The 21351-nt window shown below is 67.0% G+C and carries 19 protein-coding genes; 8 read left to right on the forward strand and 11 right to left on the reverse strand.

Features of this window, described 5'->3' with window-relative positions; genetic code table 11:
* Positions 1-88: 88 nt before the first annotated feature.
* The 8 genes from fusA to ABLE92_RS15200 form a co-directional block, all read right to left on the reverse strand.
* Positions 89-2194 carry an elongation factor G gene (gene fusA / locus ABLE92_RS15165; protein ID WP_348805622.1) on the reverse strand — a complete coding sequence of 702 codons (2106 nt, stop codon included), beginning with the start codon at positions 2192-2194 and terminating at the stop codon, positions 89-91.
* Between the two features lie 85 nt (positions 2195-2279).
* Positions 2280-2750 (reverse strand): 30S ribosomal protein S7, encoded by a 471-nt coding sequence (gene rpsG / locus ABLE92_RS15170; RefSeq protein ID WP_348805623.1) that lies wholly within the window; start codon positions 2748-2750, stop codon positions 2280-2282.
* 6 nt (positions 2751-2756) lie between these two features.
* Positions 2757-3128, reverse strand: coding sequence for a 30S ribosomal protein S12 (rpsL, locus tag ABLE92_RS15175; RefSeq protein WP_348805624.1), 372 nt, complete (start codon positions 3126-3128; stop codon positions 2757-2759).
* Between the two features lie 477 nt (positions 3129-3605).
* Positions 3606-4190, reverse strand: coding sequence for a hypothetical protein (locus tag ABLE92_RS15180; RefSeq protein ID WP_348805625.1), 585 nt, complete (start codon positions 4188-4190; stop codon positions 3606-3608).
* Between the two features lie 89 nt (positions 4191-4279).
* Positions 4280-4504 carry a type II toxin-antitoxin system VapB family antitoxin gene (gene vapB, locus ABLE92_RS15185; RefSeq protein WP_348805626.1) on the reverse strand — a complete coding sequence of 75 codons (225 nt, stop codon included), beginning with the start codon at positions 4502-4504 and terminating at the stop codon, positions 4280-4282.
* Between the two features lie 70 nt (positions 4505-4574).
* Positions 4575-5207, reverse strand: coding sequence for a DUF8020 domain-containing protein (locus tag ABLE92_RS15190; RefSeq protein ID WP_348805627.1), 633 nt, complete (start codon positions 5205-5207; stop codon positions 4575-4577).
* Between the two features lie 218 nt (positions 5208-5425).
* Positions 5426-7300 (reverse strand): pyruvate kinase, encoded by a 1875-nt coding sequence (locus tag ABLE92_RS15195; protein ID WP_348805628.1) that lies wholly within the window; start codon positions 7298-7300, stop codon positions 5426-5428.
* 93 nt (positions 7301-7393) lie between these two features.
* Entirely contained in the window at positions 7394-8275 is an 882-nt protein-coding gene (locus ABLE92_RS15200) for an exodeoxyribonuclease III (protein ID WP_348805629.1), read from the reverse strand.
* Positions 8276-8428: 153 nt separating this feature from the next.
* Between ABLE92_RS15200 and ABLE92_RS15205 the strand changes: the two genes are divergently transcribed.
* Genes ABLE92_RS15205 through ABLE92_RS15215 form a run of 3 tightly spaced genes read left to right on the forward strand, consistent with a single transcriptional unit; the run spans position 8429 to position 11491 of the window.
* The gene (locus tag ABLE92_RS15205; RefSeq protein WP_348805630.1) at positions 8429-10228 is read left to right on the forward strand and encodes a serine/threonine-protein kinase; all 1800 of its coding nucleotides are present in this window, start codon (positions 8429-8431) and stop codon (positions 10226-10228) included.
* 42 nt (positions 10229-10270) lie between these two features.
* On the forward strand, positions 10271-10882 hold the full coding sequence (locus ABLE92_RS15210) for a Pr6Pr family membrane protein (protein ID WP_348805631.1): 612 nt from the start codon (positions 10271-10273) through the stop codon (positions 10880-10882).
* Positions 10883-10939: 57 nt separating this feature from the next.
* Positions 10940-11491, forward strand: a complete 552-nt coding sequence (locus ABLE92_RS15215) for an Rv2253 family sensor-like surface protein (protein ID WP_348805632.1) — start codon at positions 10940-10942, stop codon at positions 11489-11491.
* Here the strand turns inward: ABLE92_RS15215 and ABLE92_RS15220 are convergent.
* Positions 11470-12504: a linear amide C-N hydrolase gene (locus tag ABLE92_RS15220; protein WP_348805633.1), complete on the reverse strand. Its 1035-nt coding sequence runs from the start codon at positions 12502-12504 to the stop codon at positions 11470-11472. The two genes, ABLE92_RS15215 and ABLE92_RS15220, sit on opposite strands and share 22 nt — an antisense overlap.
* A 194-nt stretch (positions 12505-12698) precedes the next feature.
* On the opposite strand from ABLE92_RS15220, the gene ABLE92_RS15225 reads away from it, so the two are divergent.
* Complete coding sequence (locus ABLE92_RS15225; RefSeq protein WP_496560812.1) at positions 12699-14339, forward strand: sigma-54-dependent Fis family transcriptional regulator; 1641 nt, start codon at positions 12699-12701, stop codon at positions 14337-14339.
* 18 nt (positions 14340-14357) lie between these two features.
* Here ABLE92_RS15225 and ABLE92_RS15230 read toward each other — a convergent pair whose 3' ends face one another.
* On the reverse strand, positions 14358-15464 hold the full coding sequence (locus tag ABLE92_RS15230; RefSeq protein ID WP_348805634.1) for an HPP family protein: 1107 nt from the start codon (positions 15462-15464) through the stop codon (positions 14358-14360).
* A 251-nt stretch (positions 15465-15715) separates the two neighbouring features.
* On the opposite strand from ABLE92_RS15230, the gene ABLE92_RS15235 reads away from it, so the two are divergent.
* Positions 15716-17209 carry an aldehyde dehydrogenase family protein gene (locus ABLE92_RS15235; protein WP_348805635.1) on the forward strand — a complete coding sequence of 498 codons (1494 nt, stop codon included), beginning with the start codon at positions 15716-15718 and terminating at the stop codon, positions 17207-17209.
* A gap of 34 nt (positions 17210-17243) precedes the next feature.
* Positions 17244-18362 (forward strand): NDMA-dependent alcohol dehydrogenase, encoded by a 1119-nt coding sequence (locus tag ABLE92_RS15240; RefSeq protein ID WP_348805636.1) that lies wholly within the window; start codon positions 17244-17246, stop codon positions 18360-18362.
* A 112-nt stretch (positions 18363-18474) separates the two neighbouring features.
* Here ABLE92_RS15240 and ABLE92_RS15245 read toward each other — a convergent pair whose 3' ends face one another.
* On the reverse strand, positions 18475-19521 hold the full coding sequence (locus ABLE92_RS15245) for a YdcF family protein (protein WP_348805637.1): 1047 nt from the start codon (positions 19519-19521) through the stop codon (positions 18475-18477).
* Positions 19522-19996: 475 nt separating this feature from the next.
* On the opposite strand from ABLE92_RS15245, the gene ABLE92_RS15250 reads away from it, so the two are divergent.
* Together ABLE92_RS15250 and ABLE92_RS15255 are read left to right on the forward strand one after the other, a co-directional pair.
* The gene (locus ABLE92_RS15250; RefSeq protein ID WP_348805638.1) at positions 19997-20503 is read left to right on the forward strand and encodes a hypothetical protein; all 507 of its coding nucleotides are present in this window, start codon (positions 19997-19999) and stop codon (positions 20501-20503) included.
* 30 nt (positions 20504-20533) lie between these two features.
* The coding region (locus ABLE92_RS15255; protein ID WP_496560813.1) for an IS1634 family transposase at positions 20534-21351 on the forward strand (818 nt) is incomplete at its 3' end.

Consider the following 21351-nt stretch of genomic DNA (forward strand, 5'->3'; position numbering starts at 1 on the left):
ATCCCAGCAGGGATTTTACTTTTGGTTTTCTCGCCCGCCCCGCCGAAAAGGCCAGGGAGTGCGTCGTGAAAGCCGTTGGGCGAGTGAATTACTCGCCGGTGGCCTTCGCGATGATTTCCTTCGACACGTTCGCCGGAACCTCGGCGTAGGAGTCGAACACCATGGAGTAGTTTGCCCGGCCCTGGGTCCGCGACCGGAGGTCGCCGATGTAGCCGAACATCTCCGACAGCGGAACCTGCGCCTTGACGACACGGGCACCACTGCGCTCCTCCATGGCCTGGATCTGGCCACGGCGGGAGTTCAGGTCGCCGATCACGTCACCCATGTAATCCTCGGGAGTCGTGACCTCGACGGCCATGATCGGTTCCAGGATCACCGGGTTCGCGATCTTCGCAGCCTCCTTGAGAGCCTGCGCACCGGCGATCTTGAAGGCCATTTCCGACGAGTCGACGTCGTGGTACTGACCGTCGAGCAGCGTCACCTTCAGGTTCACCAGCGGGTAGCCGGCGAGCACGCCGTACTGCATGGCGTCCTGCGCACCGGCATCCACCGACGGGATGTACTCGCGCGGGACGCGACCACCGGTGACGGCGTTCTCGAACTCGTAGGTCGCACCGTCCTCGGCGTCCACCAGGGGCTCGAGCTTGATGATGACCTTCGCGAACTGGCCGGAACCACCGGTCTGCTTCTTGTGCGTGTACTCGTGCTTCTCAACCGGACGACGGATCGTCTCACGGTAGGCCACCTGGGGCTTGCCCACGTTGGCCTCCACCTTGAACTCCCGCTTCATGCGGTCGACAAGGATGTCGAGGTGCAGCTCGCCCATACCGCCGATGACGGTCTGGCCGGTCTCCTCGTCCAGCTTCACCGAGAACGTCGGATCCTCTTCGGCGAGCTTCTGGATCGCGGTGCCGAGCTTCTCCTGGTCGGACTTGGTCTTCGGCTCGATGGAGACGTTGATGACCGGGTCCGGGAAGCTCATCGACTCGAGCACGATCGGCGCGCTCGGATCGCACAGGGTGTCACCGGTGGTGGTGTCCTTGAGCCCGATCATCGCGTAGATGTGTCCGGCCCAGGCCTCGTCGACCGGGTTCTCCTTGTTGGCATGCATCTGGAAGAGCTTGCCGATGCGTTCCTTCTTGCCCTTGGTGGCGTTGAGCACCTGGGTGCCCGCGCTGATGTGACCGGAGTACACACGCACGAAGGTCAGCTTGCCGAAGAACGGGTGAGCGGCGATCTTGAACGCCAGAGCCGAGAACGGCTCATCCGCGCTGGGCTTGCGGGAGAGGATCTCCTCCTCGTTGCCCACCGCGTGACCCTCGACGCTCGGCACGTCCAGCGGGGACGGCAGGTAGTCGATGATCGCGTCCAGCATCGGCTGCACGCCCTTGTTCTTGAAGGCCGAACCGCAGATGACCGGGTAGAACTCACGCGCGATGGTGAGCTTGCGGATGGCGCCCTTGATCTCCTCGGCGGAGAGTTCCTCGCCACCGAAGTACTTCTCCAGCAGCGCCTCATCGCTCTCGGCGACGGTCTCGAGCAGCTTCTCGCGGTACTCGGCGGCCTGATCGACCAGATCCGCCGGGATCTCCTCGATGGTCGGGGCAGCGCCGATCTCGACGGTGCCACGCCAGGTGATCGCCTTCTGCTCGATCAGGTCGACGACGCCGTCGAAGTTGTCCTCGGCGCCGATCGGCAGCTGCAGAACCAGCGGCTTGGCACCGAGACGATCCTCGATCGTCTTGACCGTGAAGAAGAAGTCCGCGCCCAGCTTGTCCATCTTGTTGACGAAGCAGATACGCGGGACGTCGTACTTCTCGGCCTGCCGCCACACCTGCTCGGACTGGGGCTCGACGCCCTCCTTGCCGTCGAACACGGCGACGGCACCGTCGAGCACGCGCAGGCTGCGCTCCACCTCGACGGTGAAGTCGACGTGGCCGGGGGTGTCGATGATGTTGATCTGGTTCTTGTTCCAGAAACAGGTCACCGCAGCGGAGGTGATGGTGATACCCCGCTCCTTCTCCTGCTCCATCCAGTCGGTGGTCGAGGCACCGTCGTGGGTTTCACCGATCTTGTAGTTGACACCGGTGTAGTAGAGGATTCGCTCGGTCGCGGTGGTCTTACCGGCATCGATGTGGGCCATGATGCCGATGTTGCGGACCTTCTTCAGGTCGCTGAGCACTTCCTGTGCCATCTAATTCCCTCCGGGAATTGTTGAAAGGACTAAAGGCTGTCTTGTCGAAGCCGCGGCTCCGCCGCAACCCGAAGCAAGCTTCGGGTTACCAGCGGTAGTGCGCGAACGCCCGGTTGGCCTCGGCCATCTTGTGGGTGTCCTCGCGGCGCTTCACCGAGGCGCCGAGACCGTTGGAGGCGTCGAGCAGCTCGTTGGCGAGACGCTCGACCATGGTCTTCTCGCGACGCTGCCGGCTGAAGGTGACCAGCCAGCGCAGCGCCAGGGTGTTGGCGCGGCCGGGCTTGACCTCGACCGGCACCTGGTAGGTGGCGCCACCGACGCGGCGGCTCTTGACCTCGAGGGTCGGCTTGACGTTGTCGAGGGCGCGCTTGAGGGTGATGACCGGATCGGTGCCGGTCTTGTCGCGGGCCTGCTCGAGGGCACCGTAGACGATGCGCTCGGCGGTCGACTTCTTGCCGTCCAGCAGGATCTTGTTGACCAGCTGGGTGACCAGCGGCGATCCGTAGACGGGGTCGTTGATCAGGGGACGCTTGGGTGCGGGGCCTTTACGTGGCATGACTTATCAGTTCCCCTTCTTTGCGCCGTAGCGGCTGCGGGCCTGCTTGCGGTCCTTGACACCCTGGGTGTCCAGCGAGCCGCGGATGATGCGGTAACGCACACCCGGCAGGTCCTTCACACGACCACCACGCACGAGCACCATCGAGTGCTCCTGCAGGTTGTGGCCCTCACCCGGGATGTACGCGGTGACCTCGACGGCACTCGTCAGGCGCACACGGGCGACCTTACGGAGAGCGGAGTTCGGCTTCTTCGGGGTGGTGGTGTAGACGCGGGTGCACACGCCGCGACGCTGCGGGCTCCCCTTGAGGGCTGCGGTCTTCTTCTTCGCAGCCTTGTCATGACGGCCCTTGCGGACCAGCTGATTGATGGTTGGCACTGAGCTCAGTTCTTCCTTTGTCGGCACATCCGGCCGCGACGGACGCGGTCGGCTTCATTTCGTTGTCGTCGTGGTTGGTGCTCCGGGCAAGTCCCCGAAATCCGGCCGAAACCGTGTTTTCGGCGACCTCCACAACTCGCCCCACCAAGGCTTTCGCCCTGGTCAGTACAGTTATCGCTACCCCGAGGTCGGGCGTGTCAGACACCCGACAGCGGTCTCGCTTGTCAGCCCGGTGACCCCATCACATGGTGGGAGTACCCATGGGACACGCTGTCCGACGTCACCGTCACGGCTCCGTCGGCAGGGCACACGGACTGGCCCGACGTACGCCAGGCACCGACGATCCACTCTACCGATCGGGTTTGCACAGGTCAAAAATCGGATCCGCGGAACCAGCCGGGAGAGAACCCGAGATGATCGGCAGGTGATCTGTTGACCACACACAACGTCGGACCGCCGCGCGGCATTCCCGCCCGGTCAATGCCCGATCAGCGTCTTGAGCAGCACGATCACCGCGGCCACCACGGCCGCGACGAGTCCGGCGCCCACCATCCGGGCGTCGAGCCGATTTCCCCGCACCCGCTCGGTGACGATCGGCACCGACGCGATGCGCGCGACCACGATCGCCCCGGCGATCAGTTGGGCCGCCTCGGTGGGAATGAACTCGTGATAGCCGAGGGTGAGCGCGATCGCCGGCCACACCGCCGAGGACATGATCGGCACCGCGTCGCGCAGTTCGTCGAACGCCAGCCCGCGAACCTGCTCCCGGCTCAACTCACCGCCGTGTTCCTCCTCGTGCGCCTCCGGGACGTTCGCATGCGCCAGCAGGTCGGCGAAGACGTGCGCGATGTAGGTGGTGACGCCGGTGCCGAGGACGATCAGCGGGGCATGTCCCTCGTCGATCGTCGACGACGTGGCGAGCACCACCGCGGCCAGCACCAGGATGTTGCCGTAGACGTAGGCCGACAGCCGCGACGCCGCACGTCGCGGCGCCAGCGGACCTCCCCGGCGTTCGGTCAGGACGCCGTACCACGCGGGGACGGGGCGTTGTCTGTTCGGCATGGTTGGCAATGGTGGCACGCAGCGGGCACTGGCACACTGCGGGCACTGGGGCGCGAGCACGGGGAGCCCGACCGCCCGTGCGGTCGCGGTCAGCGCCACGCCCGATCCATCACCGCGTCATCGGCGAGATCGGTGACCGTGTCGGCGGCCCGGCGGAGCTCTGCCGTGGTGACGACGGCGTGGGTTCCGGATGTGGTCCCACACTCGAGGAGCCTGCGCAGGTACTCGTTGCGTGACAGTCCGCGCTCGTCGGCGGCTCGATCGAGCTCCGTGACCGTCGCGTCGGAGAGTCCAGTGATCAGCAGCTCGGCCATGCCGGTCCTCCCTCGCCCATCGGACATTTCCTCCACGATAGTGCCGCCGACGGGCGAGGGGCGTGACAGATCAGGGAGTGTTGATCCAGTCGAGGACGGCCTGTCCCGCCTTCGGGTCACCGGCGTTGATGCCGACCGCCGCACCAATCGCCGCGCCGATGGCGGTACCGACGATCCACCCACCGATGATGAAGAACCCGACGGCGAAGCCGATCAGTGCTCCGACGGCCGTGGTGACACCGGCGTTACCGCGGTTCCAGCCGTTGTTGAGGTGCGCCATCATCGTCGCGAAGGCTTTGTCCTTCTTGGCCGACACCGGATGCATCCCGCGCGCGATGGTGTCGCGCATCACCGAGGTGAGTTCGGGGGTCAACGTCACCGTCGACCCATCTGCGCTTACGGCCGGACGCAGCGGGACGACGACGCCGTTCAGTTCGGTCTGCAGCGCCACCGTCTCGCGGACGACACCGCTCTCATCACGAATGGACAGGGTGCCGTCGACCGGGGTGGGGGCGAACGTCGCGTCGGCCAGTCGCACCGCCACCGACGAGCCGTCCGGCGCGAGTTCGGCGCGGTAGGTCGGCGCCGTGGCCGCCTGCGTGGCGGCGACGGCGGGGGCCGCATGGGCGGTGGCGACCGGGACGACGAGCGCGGTGGCGACGACGGCGGCGATCGACATCACGGCATATCTGAGGTTCTTCATGTGCATTCCACTTTCCCGACGAAGTGCCGAACGATCCGGCCGGGCGATTCCCCGGCCGGATGAACGATAGCCGACAAAGACACAGAATCCGCATCATGTCCCATCGGTGGACGACAGGGATGTCCGCCGTCACGGTCTCACCCCGATGAATGCCGGCCCAACGACCTCTATCACCCGATGATGTTGCGCACCACTACTTTCGCGATCGAGGACGGGGATCAGTCGACCCGCGGCGCCCACGCCGACATCCGCCTGAGCAGCGGTCGCTTCTTGTCGATGTGACGGGTCATCCGGGACAGAATCCGGTCCAGCGACCCGATCGCCTCGACGATGTGCGGCCCCTTGTTGAGCATCACGCATTCGGCCCGATTGCCGGTGGCGGCGTCGGTGATCTCGGCGCGGGTGGGCAATCCGGTGTCGGCGAGATGATCGAGCACCTCGGTGGCCCAGATGACCGGCACATGCGCCGCCTCACACAACCAGAGGATCTCCTCCTGCACCTCGGCGAGCCGCTCGAAACCGGCCTCCACGGCCAGGTCGCCGCGCGCGATCATCACGCCCACCCGCCGGGTGCGCAGCAGTTGCAGCAGCACCGACGGCAGGGCCTTGACGCACGCCATCGTCTCGATCTTGACCACGAGGCCGAGATCGTCGGCGTCGAGCTCGGCCAGATGCGTCTGCATGTCGGCGACGTCGTCGGCGCTGCGCACGAAGGACAGGTTCACCAGGTCGGCGATGTCGACGACGGTGGTCAGCGCGTCGAGATCGTCGGCGGTCAGCGCGGTGGTCGGCAGCTCGGTGTCGGGCAGGTTGATTCCCTTGGCCTCGCGCAGTTTGGTCCCACTCAGTCCGGCACGCGTCACCTCGACGACGATCTCGGCGGCCTCCCCCGGCGCCGAGGCACCCGAGATCGACGAGACACCCGAGATCGACGAGACGAGGCCGCCGATCTTGCCGTCGTCGAAAAAGATCCGATCCCCCTCGCGCACCGACGCGAACACCTCCGGCAAGGTGCAGCCGAGCCGGTGGTGTCCGTCGTCGGTGGGCGTCACCGGCGTCAGATCGGCGGTCAGGGTGATGGTGTCGCCGGCGAAGACCCGCAGGGCCTGCGGCGCCGCGGGCAACGCCCCGATCTGCGTCGTCGGTCCGTCGCCGGACCACAGTCTCAGTCCCGGGGTCAGGTACATGGTGCGATCGGTGCCCAGCAGCACGCCGCTCGAGGTGATCTCCAGGACCCGCAGCACCCGGCGCCGGCCGCGGGCGTCGATGAGTCGCACCTCGTCATCGACCGACCGCGCCGCCAGCCAGGCCGGATCACCGATCGGGACCGCGTCACGTACCTCCGACCGGATGGGCGCGTCGCCGACCCACACCCGGGCCGGCACCAGGACCTCGCCCAGCAGATTGCGCGTCGGACGCACCTTGAGCACCTGCGGTCCCGCGGCGATGGGCCCGGTGCGCAGCTTGGGTCCGGCCAGGTCCATCGCCACCCGGATGTCGGCGCGCGCGGCGCGCACGTGGGCGGCCATCGACCGCCAGGCGGCCGGGTCGTCGTGGGCGCAGTTGATGCGGGCCAGGTCCATTCCGGCGGCCGCGCACCGCGCCGCGATGTCGACGTCGGCCGCGGCCTCCGACGGCATCGTCACCATGATGCGCGTCGGACGACGGGCCGGCGACGGGCCGAGCAGGGTCACCGCGTTCTCGGCGAGCGGATGACCTTCGCCCGGCTCGGGATCGCCGGCGGCCGGGCCCGAATCGCCCAGCGCGTCGTCGAGGATGCGGATGATCGCGTCGAGATTCCGCAGCACTCCGGCTTCCATCCGCCCCAGCGACGACAGGCCCTGGGCCGACAGGTCCAACTGCAGATCGCGCAGATCGTGGGCCCGCAGCGCGCAGTAGTGCACGATGTTGGCCGCACTCTCCCGATGGGACGGATGCACCGCCGAGATCGATTCGGCGGCAGCCACTTCGGCGGCTTTCGCTTCGTGGTGAAGCGCGGTGAGCCGATCGCGCAGCCGGGCCAACTCGCGCCGCCGCGCCCCGCCATCGGAAACGACGTCCGGCGTCGTGTCGCTGCCCTCACGCACTGTCATGCCGCGAGGGTACTGACCAGCGGAGAACCCGGCCATCCGGCGACGATGAACTCTTGGTGCGACCGCGTCGACGATGGCCCGTTCCGGCGATCGTCAGTCCTTCGACTGCGGCAACTTCACCTTCGACGCGCCCCGCTTGGCCGGATTCGACGGCGGCGGCACCATCGGACCGATGTCGCCGTCGGGTGCGTCGTCGAGATCGACGATGACCGGCGCGTGGTCGCTGGGTTTGGTGCCCTTGCGGGCCGCGCGGTCGACCCAGGCCGCCGCGACCCGGCCGGAGGTGTCGGCGCCGGCGAGGATGAGGTCGATCCGCATGCCGAGGTCCTTGTGGAACATCCCGGCGCGGTAATCCCAGTAGCTGAAGACGCGGTCGTGCGGCCAGCGCGCGCGGATCACGTCGGTGAGGCCGACCGCCTCGAGATCGGCCAGCGCCGACCGCTCCGGCACGGTGACGTGGGTGTGGCCCTCATACGCCCGGGGGTCGTAGACGTCGGCGTCGGCGGGCGCGATGTTGATGTCGCCGCACAGCATCGATCCGGCCGCCTCCGGGCCGACGACGGCACGCAGCCTGGCCAGCCATGCGAGCTTGTAGTGGTAGTGATCGGAATCGGGTTCGCGGCCGTTGGGCACGTAGAGGGAGTAGATGCGCACTCCCCCGCAGACCGCCGACACCGCACGGGCCTCGGGCGCCGAGCCGGGATCCGGGTAGCCGGGGGCACCGTCGAAACCGCGTCGCACGTCCTCGAGACCGACCCGCGACAGGATCGCCACGCCGTTCCACTGCCCCTGCCCGACGTGCGCGAATTCGTAACCGCGATCGGTGAATTCGGGTCCGAGGACGGTATCGAAGACGTCGTCAGAGAGCTTCGTCTCCTGCAGGCACACCACGTCGGGTGCGCGTTCGTCGAGCCACGGCAGCAGCCGCGGGATCCGTTGCTTGACCGAGTTCACGTTCCAGGTGGCCACACGCATGCGCACCACGGTAGTAGAGCGTGTCGACCGGGCCGTTTCCGGAGCGGTGTCAAACAGATGAATGTCGATGGCATCGCCATCGGCGATGTGCCATGGTTGGCCAGACGCCACCAACACCGACGCCACCATCACCGAACAGCCAGGGGCGTGGCCATGACACTGCGGGCCGGATCGACCTTCGCCGGATACACCGTCATCTCCACCTTGGGTGCGGGCGGAATGGGGCAGGTGTACCTCGTCGAACACCCGCATCTGCTGCGCCGGCAGGCCCTCAAGGTGATCTCGCTGGCCGGAGCCGGCAACGAGGAATTCGCCCGCCGATTCACCAACGAGGCCCGCACCACCGCGACACTCGAACATCCGGCCATCATCACCATCCACGATTTCGGCATCGCCGAGGACACCCCGTGGTTCTCGATGAGCTACATCGACGGCGACGATCTGACCACCGCTGATCTGACCCCACCGGAGGTCGGCGAGGTGGTCACCCGGGTGGCCGACGCCCTGGACTACGCACACGGTCACGGGGTGGTCCACCGCGACATCAAACCCGCCAACATCATGCTCACCCGCACCGCCGACGGCGTCATCGACCGGGTCGTCGTCCTCGACTTCGGCATCGCGAAACTGGCGAATTCGCCGGGAACCTCACTGACCGCGTCGAATGCGGTGGTGGGCACGCTGTCCTATTGCGCGCCGGAGATCATCGAGGGCGCTCCCGCCACCGACCGCTCCGACCAGTACTCCCTCGCGTGCACCGCCTACCAACTCCTCACCGGGACACCACCATTCACGGCCGGATCGATTCCGGCGCTGATGCTCGCCCATGTGAGCCAACCCATTCCACGCATCGCCGACACACATCCGGAACTCGCCGCCTTCGACCAGGTGTTCGCCACGGCGCTGGCCAAGGACCCCGCCGGCCGCTATCCCGACTGCCGAACTCTCGCCGACGAATTCACCTCGGTGCTCGCCGTTCCCGACCCGCAGACCGCGGCGACGGCACTGGCACCCACCCCACCGACGGACCCGGTCATGCCGGCGAATCGGTCACGCACACAACCGATCCCGGGCCCGTACCGGTCCCGTGCGCCGCGGCACCCGGAGTCCTTCCCGGTCACCGACGCGGCCGGGTTCGCCGCCGGTCGTCCGTCAACCCCCGACCCCACCCGGCGTGCGGCGGACCGCCCACCGCGACCTCCGGTGCGCCCGCCCTGGCCGGTGACTCCCATTCCGCCGCAACGCACCACACGCGCCTTCGGCACCGGTCCGGGGTCGGGTCCCTCGCAGGCCTACAGCGCCCTGACCGACGCACGCCGCGACCCGGCGCACGCCCACACCGTCGCCGCGTCGAGCAACCCGAGCGCTCCGACACCCGCCGTCCCCGATGCACCGGCCCCGACCACCCCGTCATCGGCGGGCTCTTCGGTCGCCGCGATCGTATTCGCCGCGATCGTCGCGCTGGCCGGTGTGGCGATGATCGTCGCGAGTCGGCTCGTGTGGGTGAGCGTCGCCTTCACCGACCAGGCCGGGCTACGCCGCAGCTACGCGATCTCCGGACACGGCGCGGCGACCGTCGGCGACAGCGCGGGCAACCTCGACGAGCTGGCCACCGCCAACTACGCCGCACCCGGCATGATCACCGCCATCTGCGGGGCAGCACTGGTCGTGACCGCGGTGATGATCTGCGTGCGGCCGATCTCCCTGTTCGGCTCCATCGCGAGCGTGGTCGTCGCAGCGGTGGCGGGCTTCGTCACCGCACGGGCGGTCGGCGACCCGTGGGCCGCGGTCGCCTCGACCGATCCGGACATCGCGCCGTATTCGCAGTGGCTGGACACCACAACCGTCGGACCCGGACTGTGGATCGTCGGCGGCGCGGCCGGTGTCGCGGCCCTCGCGGCGATTGCGGCCGGGGTGATGCGGCGCTCGGCGCGGCACGGCGCGCGACGCTGAGGCGACGCGGATCCCGCCCTCACCCATGGCAGGATCGACGCCATGTCCCGTGTCTCCGAGCAACTCTGGTGGGTTCGTCTGCTCCGTCTGGCCGCGGCCGGACTCGGCGCCGCCGCGCTCATCATCCTGCCGGTCCAGCAGGCCGACGTGCCCGGTTTCAGTCTCGCCAACTACTTCAGTTACTTCACGGTGCTGTCGAATGTCGCGGCCGTGATCGTGCTGGCCGTCGGCGCCCTGGCCGCCCCGGATTCCGCTGCATGGCAATGGATTCGCGGTGCGGTCACCACCGCGATGGTCATCACCGGGATCGTCTACGCCCTCTTGTTGTCCGACATCGACGTCAACCTCGACATCGACTGGATCAACGACGTCCTGCACCGCCTGCTACCGGTACTTCTCCTCGTCGACTGGGCGGTGATCCGGCCGCGTCGCCTCCCCGATCACAGTTGGTGGACGTGGCTGCTCGTTCCCCTCGTCTACGCCGTGTACACACTGACCCGCGGGCCCTTCGTCGACTGGTATCCGTATCCGTTCATCGACCCGCGTACGCAGGGCTACCTGTCGATGACGCTGTCGATGGTGATCGTGTTCGTGGGCATGGCCGGGTTGTCGTTCGCGGTGTTCTGGTTGGGCACCCGGCGTTCCCCCTGGTGACGGCACAACCCGTCACAATATCGAGTATTGCGGTTCATAAAGTGTGATACTCATCACATGTCCATTTCGATTCGGTCTCACCGCGGCGCGCTTTCGCTCCTCGTCGCCATCGCCACCGCAGCGCTCCTCGCCCTCGCGGTGCCGCCCCCGGCCGCCGACGCCGCCACACCGAACTGGACCGGCACCTGGAAGATCACCTCGCTGGCGTCCGGCAAGACGGGAACCAGCCTCGCGGCCCGCCAGGCCGAACCCGACTTCTCGGCGACCTACACGTTGTCGACGTCATGCTCGTGGTTCGGGTGCACCGCGAAGGTGACCAGCGGACCGGCATCGTCGAATCCGACGGTGCCCTGGCCGCCGTCGTACCGGTGGACCGGCTCCCGCTGGCAACGCGACTTCTCCTGGCAGTGGGACTGCTACCAGCCCGGTGCCGCCAAGGTGTGGAAGCCCGCACGCTCGACGCAATACTTCACCCCGCAATCGGCCACCAGCATGACCGGCCGCTGGACGACGACCATCAGCGGCGGACCATGCAACGGGACCGTCGCCTGGAACATGACCGCCGTGAGGGTCAGCTCACCGGGAACTCAGTGCACGGTGTGCACGTAGTCCGAGGTGTCGATGGCATCAAACGTAGGGCTGGTCACCGAGGTATCGAGCTTCTTGGACGTGATGGCCAGGCCCTCCCCGGTCTGGACGAACACGGTCCGCTCGGCGAGGTCGTACCCGGCCCAGTACCGCGAGTAGTCGCTCCACGAGTTGATGTCGCCCTTGTGCTCGAGTCCGGGCGGAATGATCACGGTGCGGAAGGCGGCGTACAGCTGGGAGATTCCCTTCTCCCGCCCGAACGGCTTGAGGTAGGCGGAGAGGTTCAGGGCGCGCACCATCCGCGACGGTGACGTGTAATCGCCGGGCAGACCGAACATCCCGAAGCCGGTACCACCTTCGATGGGCTGCAGTTCGTAGCCGTTGGGCAGTTTCGTGGCGGTCGAGGGGTCGAGGTTCGACAGGCCGAGGTAGTTGCGGACGTTGACCAGGTGCCAGTCGTATTCGGGACTGTTGGTCATGACGCCCGCGTAGTCGTAGATCTTCAACGCTCCGTCGTCGACCGGCTCGAGCACGATCCCGTCGCCGGTGGTGTCGACGAAGCTGAAGTGCAACGGGAAGGTGATCTTCTGACCGAAGGCCTCGAACGGCTGGTCGAGGAGCGCGAACTTCGCGTAGTCCTCCCGGATCTCCGCCACGCTGGCGTACTGGGAGAGGATGAAGCTGACGAATTCCTCACCGAGGACGCCGGTCTGGCCGCGCGCCGCGATGTCGTCGGCCGACGCCTTCGTGCACTCCATCAGGACCTGGAGGTCACCGGCCAGTCCCTTCTCGTTGATGCCGTCGAAGAGGACGGTCGTGCCTTTGACACCCGTCCCCATGGTGGCGTACTTGCTGGTCCACGACGTCAGTGGGCTCTGCATCTCGGTGTTGGCCGGGAACGTCGAGATCGTGACCAGGTTGTCGAGTTCGGCGGGCATCCCGGCCGGCGTCCCGAACATCGGAATGTCCAGATCCATCGTCCGCCCGAAGAAGATGTCCCCGTTCGTGGCGGTGACCCTGATTCCTGTGCACATCCGCGTGCTCCCATCGTCGTTCTGCTTGGCATCTCGTGTCCGGCCGAGCGGACGCCGGATTCGATTACACACCGGATGCCGGGTCGCGCCGTGCGGCTCACCGGGAACTGGGCACAGGTTCGTGACATGTCGGCACAAGAACGGCCTCGGCTCCGTGTGCAGACTTTCGCCGACCACCGGATCTGTGCCATCGTGTGACCATCGACACACCCACCGGATTCACGCACGCCCCACGACGTCAGGTCATCGCCGCATCGTGGCGCCGTTCGGCCATGTCCGGGATCCGTCCCGACAACGATGCACTGCCCGCCCCGGTCGACATCTCCTCGGCCGATCCGCTGCTCGACGCGGCCCGACCGGTCCTCGACGAGGCCGCGGGACGGATCGCCGGTAGCGAGATGTCGCTGTTGCTCGTCGACCACGAGTGCCGGATGATCTCCCGGGTCACCGCCGGCTCGACGATCGAGCGGGTGCTCGACGATGCCGGTGCGGCCCACGGGGTGCCGTTCGCCGAATCATCGGTCGGCACCACCGCACTCGGCACCCCCGCCGAGATCCGCCGCGGCGTGATGATCAACGGCTCCGAGCACTATCTGGAGAAGTTCAAACGGCTCAGCTGTTTCGGTCAGCCGATCATCCATCCGGCGACCCGACGCCTCGTCGGCAGCCTGTGCATGACCGAGGTCAACGAGAAGACCAACCCGCTCGCCGTTCCATTCGTGACCGGCATCGTCGCCGATATCGCCGACCGCCTGCTGGACCGGTCCCGCGCCCATCAGCGCCGGGTGCTCGATGCATTTCAGCGCGCCGCCCCGCGCCGCGACATCGCCGTCGCGGCCCTCGGCGACGACCTGCAACTCACCAACACCCTTGCCGCCGAGCTACTCTCGGCCGCCGACATCGGCGCGTTGCGGGCGGTTCTGGCGGATCCGGCGCTGCACGAGACGAGCCTGTCGCTGACGTTGAGCGCCGGTACCGCCGTCGACATCCTGGTCGAACCGGTGCCCGGAACCCGCGGCGCGGCCCTGTTCTTCCTGCGGCCGCATCTCGCCGGTGACGCGCCCACCCGGGTCACGCACACCCGCCCGCACACGAGCGGCGCCGTCGCGGTCACCGGGGAACCCGGCACGGGGCGCAGCACCGAGGCGGTCGCGGTGGCAACCGAACTCGGCGGCGGTTCGTCCGCACCGGTCGTCGTCGATATCGCCGAGTCGCTCATCGAGGGGGCGGCACCCGATGTCACGGTTCTGCTGGCCCGCGCACGAGAACGTCGGACCGCGCTGGTCATCGATGGTGCAGAGTTGCTCGATGACCGCTCGTTGTCGCTGCTACGCCACGCCGTCGGGCGGGCACTCACGCCGATCGTCGTCGTGGCCGGGCCCGCCTCGCAGATCGGCGCGGGTGCGGCGGCATTGCTCGGCCAATGTCCACGACGGATCGAGCTGCCACCGCTGCGGCAACGCACCGCCGAACTCGGCTCCCTCGCGTCGGGGATGGTCACCGATCTCGCGCCGGGGACCACACTGTCCAGCGCCGCCACCGACGCGCTGCTGTGCCAGGAGTGGCCCGGCAACCTGACCGAACTGGTGACCGTTCTCGGCGAGGCGGTGGCCGCCTGCCACGCCCGGTCGGCACGCACCGTCGAACTCAACGACCTGCCGCGGGGATACCGAACCATCAGTCGCGCTTCCCATCTGGCCGGATTGGAACAGGCCGAACGCCAGGCGATCATCGCGGCACTGGAGCGGTGTGAGCACAACAAGGTCAGGGCGGCAAAGGAACTCGGGATCAGCCGCACCACCCTCTACGCCCGGATGCGCTCCCTCGGGATCTGAGCGCGCCCCGGTGCTCGCCTACCCGTTGCCGATCGCCTGGCGGGCGAGCACCGAGATCAGATCGGTCTGGGTCACGATGCCGACGATCTCGTCACCGTCGACGACGGGCACCGCATCCGCCCCGTGATCGGACAACTGCGGCAGCAGCGCGGCGATCGGCGTGTCGGCGGTGACCACCGGCAGGTGAGTCGTCATGACGTCGGCGGCGGTGACGAGGCCACCGCGTCGGCGCGGGCGCAACGATGACCCGGTCCGGCGCGGGTCGAGCCCGACGGACTCGATGAGGTCGATCTGGAAGACGACACCGGCGAAGGTGCCGTCTGCGCGCACCACCGGCAGCGAGGTGAACCGGTGCGTGCGGAACAGTTCGGCGAGTTCGGAGTGCGGCGACTCCGGTGCGACGGTCACCAGGTCGCGCGACATCACGTCGGCGGCGTGCACCGGTTCGGCGAGATGTCCGGCGGCCCGCTGTTCGGCCGCACCGACGAGTCGGGCCAGATCGGCGACGCTGAGGTTCAACGACTGCTGGTACCGCTCGAGGATCTCGGTGAGATCGCCTTCGTCGAGGCCGACGCGTTCGTCGGATTCGTGGACCGGATCGAACTGGCGGAACGGATAGGGGCGGCCGGTCAGCCGGCCGTAGACCGCGGCGACCACCACCAGCAGGCCACAGCCGAGAGCCACCGGCGCCAGGGCGAATTCGTATCCGATCTGGTGGATCGTGTCCGGCGCGAGGGCCGCACTCATCGCCACCGCCCCGGCCGGCGGGTGGACCGCGCGGCACACGATCATCACCGCGATGGCCAGGCCCACCGCCAGCGCCACCCTCGGCACCACCGGGTCGATCAGCAGAGTGATCGCCACCCCGACCAGCGCCGACAGGGAGCTGCCCACCACCGTCGGCCACGGTTGCGCGAGCGGGCTGTTCGGTGCCGCGAAGACCAGCACGGTCGTCGCACCGAAGGGTGCGATCAGAAAGAACCCGAGTGTCGGGGAGACGCCGGATGTCACCAGTACGGCGCCGACGACGGTGAGGCCGAGCACGGCGCCGACACCGGCTCGCAGTGCCTCCCGCACCGATCCGGCCGTACCGGCGGGCCCCAATCCGCGCAGCACGCGATTCATGAATCGCTCATCCCGTCGAGTCGTTCGGGACATGAGATCTCCTCGCGTGTGCGGTTCGGGGCTGTCTCACGCTAACGAGGCGGCCGTCGCGGCCGCACGCGAGGTGTCGGCGACGGGGATCGACCGACGTGCTGTTCACCCGGGGTGTTCAGTTTCTGCACACGTCGACTGACTCATGCGATGGCAGAAATAGAAGCGGGTCCGCATCTATGACCCACATCACTGATCGTCCGCTTCGAGCAGGAGGCCACATGACCGCCGTCGCCACCGAACTTCTCCCCCGCGTTCGGGACTTCATCTCCACCGACCGGCAGATGCTGATCGGGGGTGAATGGGTGTGGGCCGAGTCGGGGCAGACCTTCGAGACGATCGATCCGGCCAACGGCCGCACCATCACCTCGGTCGCGCACGGCGGACCCGCGGACGTCGACCGTGCGGTCCGCGCGGCGCGCGAGGCGTTCGACGGACCGTGGTCGCGGATGAAGCCCAACGAACGCGAGCGGCTGCTGTGGCGCGTCGGTGACATCCTCACCGAACGGGCCGCGGAGTTCGGTCAGCTCGAGGCCCTCGACAACGGCAAGGCCGCGACCATCGCCACCGCCGTCGACACCGCCTGGTCGGCCGACATCTTCCGCTACAACGCCGGCCTGGCCACCAAGATCACCGGTTCCACCGTCGACGTGTCGATGCCCTTTGTGCCCGGCGGCGAGTTCCACGCGTACACCCTGCGTGAGCCGGTCGGCGTGTGCGGCCTGATCGTGCCGTGGAACTTCCCGTTGTTGATGGCCGCGTTCAAGCTGGCTCCGGCGCTCGCCGCGGGCAACACCGTCATCCTCAAGCCGGCCGAGCAGACCCCGCTCACGGCACTGCTGCTCGGCGAGGTCTTCCAGGAGGCCGGATTCCCGCCCGGGGTCGTCAACATCGTGACCGGATTCGGCGACGCCGGCGCGGCGCTGTCGGCGCACGACGACGTCGACAAGATCGCCTTCACCGGATCGACCGAGGTCGGCAAGAAGATCGTCGACGCCGCCAAGGGCAACCTCAAGAAGGTGTCGCTGGAACTCGGCGGCAAGAGCCCCAACATCGTCTTCGCCGACGCCGACTTCGAGAAGGCCGTCGCCGGATCGGTGGCCGCCTGGATGTTCAACCACGGGCAGTGCTGTGTGGCCGGCACCCGGCTGTTCGTCGAACGCCCCATCTTCGACGACTTCACCGCCGCCGTCGCCGAGGCCGCCTCGCAGGCGAAGATCGGACCCGGACTCGACCCGTCCACCGAACTCGGCCCGCTGGTCAGCCAGGAACAGTTCGACCGCGTATCCGGCTACCTCTCGGCCGGCCTGGCCGACGGCGCCCGCGCCCTGACCGGCGGAAAGCGTTGGGGCGATGAGGGTTTCTTCATCGAACCGACCGTCTTCGTCGACGTCGAACCCCACTTCTCGATCGTCGAGGAGGAGATCTTCGGTCCGGTCGTCGCGGCGATGCCGTTCGACGCCGACACCGGTGTGGCCGCCGCGGCCAACGACTCGATCTACGGTCTGGCCGCGGGTATCTGGACCCAGGACCTGTCGAAGGCCCACAAGACGGCACGGCAGATCAAGGCCGGCTCGGTGTGGGTCAACCAGTACAACGGCTTCGACACCGCGATGCCGTTCGGCGGCTACAAGCAGTCCGGGTGGGGACGCGAACTCGGCTCGTCCGCGATCGACCTCTACACCCAGACAAAAGCCGTCAACATCGCACTCTGACAACCCCTTTCACCCTCCAACGAAGGAGTCATCCATGACGCTCACCACCAAGGCCGCCGTCCTCACCGGACCCGGCAAGCCGTTCGAACTCGTCGAACTCGATCTCGACGAACCCCGCGAAGGCGAGGTCCTGATCAAGTACACCGCGGCCGGTCTCTGCCATTCCGACCTGCACCTCACCGACGGTGACCTCCCGCCGCGCTATCCCATCGTCGGCGGACATGAGGGCTCCGGCATCATCGAGGCCATCGGACCCGGCGTCACCAAGGTCAAGGTCGGCGATCACGTCGTCTGCAGCTTCATCCCGAACTGCGGCACCTGCCGATACTGCTCGACCGGCCGCCAGAACCTCTGCGACATGGGCGCCACCATCCTGGAAGGTTCAATGCCCGACGGCTCGTTCCGATTCCATTCCGGTGGAGACGATTTCGGCGCGATGTGCATGCTCGGCACATTCTCCGAGCGGGCCACCATCAGCCAGCATTCGGTGGTGAAGGTCGACGACTGGCTGCCGCTGGACAAGGCCGTGCTGGTCGGTTGCGGCGTGCCGTCCGGTTGGGGCACCTCGGTCTACGCCGGCGGCGTGCGCGCCGGTGACACCGTGGTGATCTACGGCATCGGCGGACTCGGTATCAACGCCGTGCAGGGTGCGGTATCGGCAGGCGCCAAGTACGTCGTGGTCGTCGATCCGGTTGCCCTCAAGCGGGATACCGCGATCAAGTTCGGCGCCACGCACGCCTTCGCCGACGCCGACGAGGCCGCCGCGAAGGTCAACGAACTCACCTGGGGTCAGGGTGCCGATCAGGCCTTGATTCTCGTCGGCACCGTCGACGAGCAGGTCGTGCAGAGCGCGACCGCGGTGGTCGGCAAGGGCGGCACCGTCGTCATCACCGGCCTCGCCGACCCGACGAAGCTCACCGTGCACGTTTCGGGAACCGACCTCACGCTGAACCAGAAGACCATCAAGGGCTCGCTGTTCGGCTCGGCCAACCCGCAGTACGACATCGTCAAACTGCTGCGCCTCTACGACGCCGGACAGCTCAAGCTCGATGAACTGATCACCCAGACCTACACGCTCGACCAGGTCAACGAGGGCTATCAGGATCTCCGCGACGGCAAGAACATTCGCGGCGTCATCATCCACGACAGCTGATCGACCCCAGACCCGGCCCGGGTACGACGCGCCGCCCCGCCGTCGTACCCGGGCCGTTCCATGCGCACGTTGACAGCGCCCGGTTGCTCGTTGACAGCGCCCGACTTTCCGTTCAGGCGATCAGACCAACGAGCACGAGCACCAACGGAATCGAGAGGAGCACCAGGGCACCCGCGGTCACCCACCGGTGATCACGCAGGATCGCAACGTACTCGCGGATCTCGGCATTCGGCATGAAGTAGGGTGCCGTCGGTGCGCCGGTGCCGAAACCACGAATACCGGCCTCTCTCATCATGGTGGCCGCACGGAACACGTGGTAGTCGTTCGTCACCACCGCAGCGGTTCCACGAATGTCGTTGCCGACCAGCATCTGTGCCGAGAATCGCAGATTCTCTGCGGTATCGGTCGAACGGTCCTCGCTGAGCAGCCTGTCGGCAGGCATACCCCGCTCGGCCAGGTACTCCGTCATCGCCGACGCCTCGGAGCGCGCCTCATCCGATCCACGTCCACCCGAACTGACGATGACGGGGTCGGCACCCAGCTCGCGTGAGCGCCGCGCCACCTCGAGCGCGCGGTCCAGTCGCGCACCCAGGAGTGGACCGACGGTGGTGCCGTTCTTCAGTCCGGCACCCAGGACCACGATGGCGTCCACCGACTCCCGCCGCGCACGGATCGCACCCCACCGTACGTAGAGATACGACCAGCCCACGACGATGGCGAACACGAAGCCGAGGTAGCCGGCCGGTAAGGCAAGGGCCAGCAGGATCAGCAGAATCGTGTTGCTCGAGGAAGAGTCACTCCATCCGGCGATGACGCCGACGACGACCGATACGGCGTAGCCGACCAGAACAGTCCCCAGAGCAGCCGACAGCGACATCGTCACGCCGAAACCCTCGCGACCGATCAGCCGAACTCCGTTGACGATCAACGCAAGACCGAGCGCGGCGACAGCGAGCAACGCCACCATCCCGGCACCGAGCAGAAACCACGCAGCCGTCAGAGTCGACGTTCCTGAGATGAGGTCAAGACTCACGTCCGCCACCAGGACCGCCATACCAGACGCCAAGAACACCGCGGGCAGCAGTCGACGGGGTTCGCGCCACGCGAGAAGGCCGCCGATCACCAGCAGAAGAACACACACCACAGCAAGGACATCCACGTCGACCAGTGTGCCAGCACCCACTCCTTCCCCGAACGCGCTCGGCCCGCCACCCACTGCGCCCGGGGCCGTGGACAGCGCCTCGCGCTCTGTGACAGCGCCCGACCGCGCGTTGACAGCGCCTGGTATCTCACTGACAGCGCTCAGATTACGGTTGAGGCGGCCCCAACCCGCCAGTCGAACCGACCCCAACCCGCCGGTCGAGGGACCTCATCCCGCCGGTCGAACCGACCCCAATCCGCCGGTCGAGCCGACCCGGAGCGATAGCGGAGGGTCGAGTCGAGACCTCGCAACATGACGCTGGAACCCCCACCACCACAACACCTCCCACGAAACTCGCCGCCCCATACCACACCCCACCGACAAGAAAATCCCGCCGACAACAAGTCATCCACAGACCAAACGTTATGCACAGCAACAGGATTCAGAAAACTAACCCTTGCGCCGACCGCCAACGAGGCGTACTGTGGTGTACATGACATCGGGGGAACTTGACATCACCATCGACTTGTTGTCGGAACTCGACTTCACCACCGGCAGCCTCACCCACGAGGACGCAAAGAGTGCACTGCACGCCATCCTGCTGATCCGCAATCTGGTCGATCACCACGCCAGTGTGCTTGTCGGACTCTGCGATCACCTCAAGGTCGCAGAGAACGAAGGCCGCAAACTTCAAGAGCTCCTACACGAATGGGGTGTCGCACCGGCTTCCGCGTCCCGCATGATCCGCCTGGGCACCACTCCCGACATCGACCGCGTGCACCGCCACACCGCGCTGGGCACCCTCTCAGCCGAACACGCCGACGCCATCGTCCGAGGACTGTCACACATCGAGAAGCGTTCCGGTGAGCCTGTCACCGCCGAAGAACGCGACGCTCACATCATTGCCTTGTTGGGGCACGCCCTGACTTGGCTCAATTTTCGCCATTTCGGCGATCGCGGGGCTGTGACCTGGGGTGATGGATGCCGGGGTGGACACTAACGGTGGGGGTTTTAGGCTGCTGGGGCGTTTGTGCGGACGGTGAAGACCAAGTCGGGAGCGACGGCGGTCCAGATCGTGCACTCCAACCGTCGCGGGTCGCGCCAGATCGAGCACATCGGCTCAGCTCATACCGATGCGGAGCTGGCGGCGTTGAAGGCCGCGGCCGCTGATCGGTTGGCTGCCGGGCAGCAGCAACTCGACCTCGGGCTGGTTTCCGCGTCCGGAGCAGGACCCTTGCCGATCACCAGTTCCCGGATGGCGGTGTTGCTGGATGCGATCACCGCGGTGTACGACGAACTCGGATTCTCCTCGATCCCGAACTCTGACAGCGTATTCCGTGATCTGGTGGCCGCGAGGATCATCGAACCGACCAGCAAACTCGACTCCCTGCGGGTACTGGCCGAAGCCGGTGTCGCCCCGGCCTCGTACGCAACGGTGAAACGACGTTTACCCATCTACGCTGACACGTCCTGGCGTCAGGAACTGGCGAAAGCATGTGCCGCGCAAGCGAATCTGGGACCCGCCACACTGTGTTTGTACGATGTCACCACGCTGTACTTCGAGACCGACAAAGCGGACGGGTTCCGCGAACCCGGGTTCTCCAAGGAGCGCCGCCTCGAACCACAGGTCACTGTCGGTTTGCTCACCGACGCAACAGGATTCCCGTTGATGATGGAAGCATTCGCCGGGAACAAAGCTGAGACGTTGACGATGATGCCGACCCTGACCGCGTTCATCGCCGCCCACAAGCTGACCGATGTGACGGTGGTGGCCGATGCCGGGATGATCTCCGCGGCGAACATGAAGGCCATCGAGGATGCCGGGTTGTCGTTCATCCTGGGTGAGAA

Source organism: Gordonia oleivorans, from assembly GCF_040044975.1.
Lineage (GTDB): Bacteria > Actinomycetota > Actinomycetes > Mycobacteriales > Mycobacteriaceae > Gordonia > Gordonia oleivorans.

Bases quoted from the DNA above. Each gene is read 5' to 3' on its own strand.
- fusA (WP_348805622.1), bottom strand. From the start codon at position 2,194: ATGGCACAGGAAGTGCTCAGCGACCTGAAGAAGGTCCGCAACATCGGC.
- rpsG (WP_348805623.1), bottom strand. From the start codon at position 2,750: ATGCCACGTAAAGGCCCCGCACCCAAGCGTCCCCTGATCAACGACCCC.
- ABLE92_RS15180 (WP_348805625.1), bottom strand. From the start codon at position 4,190: ATGCCGAACAGACAACGCCCCGTCCCCGCGTGGTACGGCGTCCTGACC.
- vapB (WP_348805626.1), bottom strand. From the start codon at position 4,504: ATGGCCGAGCTGCTGATCACTGGACTCTCCGACGCGACGGTCACGGAG.
- ABLE92_RS15190 (WP_348805627.1), bottom strand. From the start codon at position 5,207: ATGAAGAACCTCAGATATGCCGTGATGTCGATCGCCGCCGTCGTCGCC.
- ABLE92_RS15195 (WP_348805628.1), bottom strand. From the start codon at position 7,300: ATGACAGTGCGTGAGGGCAGCGACACGACGCCGGACGTCGTTTCCGAT.
- ABLE92_RS15200 (WP_348805629.1), bottom strand. From the start codon at position 8,275: ATGCGTGTGGCCACCTGGAACGTGAACTCGGTCAAGCAACGGATCCCG.
- ABLE92_RS15205 (WP_348805630.1), top strand. From the start codon at position 8,429: ATGACACTGCGGGCCGGATCGACCTTCGCCGGATACACCGTCATCTCC.
- ABLE92_RS15210 (WP_348805631.1), top strand. From the start codon at position 10,271: ATGTCCCGTGTCTCCGAGCAACTCTGGTGGGTTCGTCTGCTCCGTCTG.
- ABLE92_RS15215 (WP_348805632.1), top strand. From the start codon at position 10,940: ATGTCCATTTCGATTCGGTCTCACCGCGGCGCGCTTTCGCTCCTCGTC.
- ABLE92_RS15220 (WP_348805633.1), bottom strand. From the start codon at position 12,504: ATGTGCACAGGAATCAGGGTCACCGCCACGAACGGGGACATCTTCTTC.
- ABLE92_RS15230 (WP_348805634.1), bottom strand. From the start codon at position 15,464: ATGAATCGCGTGCTGCGCGGATTGGGGCCCGCCGGTACGGCCGGATCG.
- ABLE92_RS15235 (WP_348805635.1), top strand. From the start codon at position 15,716: ATGACCGCCGTCGCCACCGAACTTCTCCCCCGCGTTCGGGACTTCATC.
- ABLE92_RS15240 (WP_348805636.1), top strand. From the start codon at position 17,244: ATGACGCTCACCACCAAGGCCGCCGTCCTCACCGGACCCGGCAAGCCG.
- ABLE92_RS15250 (WP_348805638.1), top strand. From the start codon at position 19,997: ATGACATCGGGGGAACTTGACATCACCATCGACTTGTTGTCGGAACTC.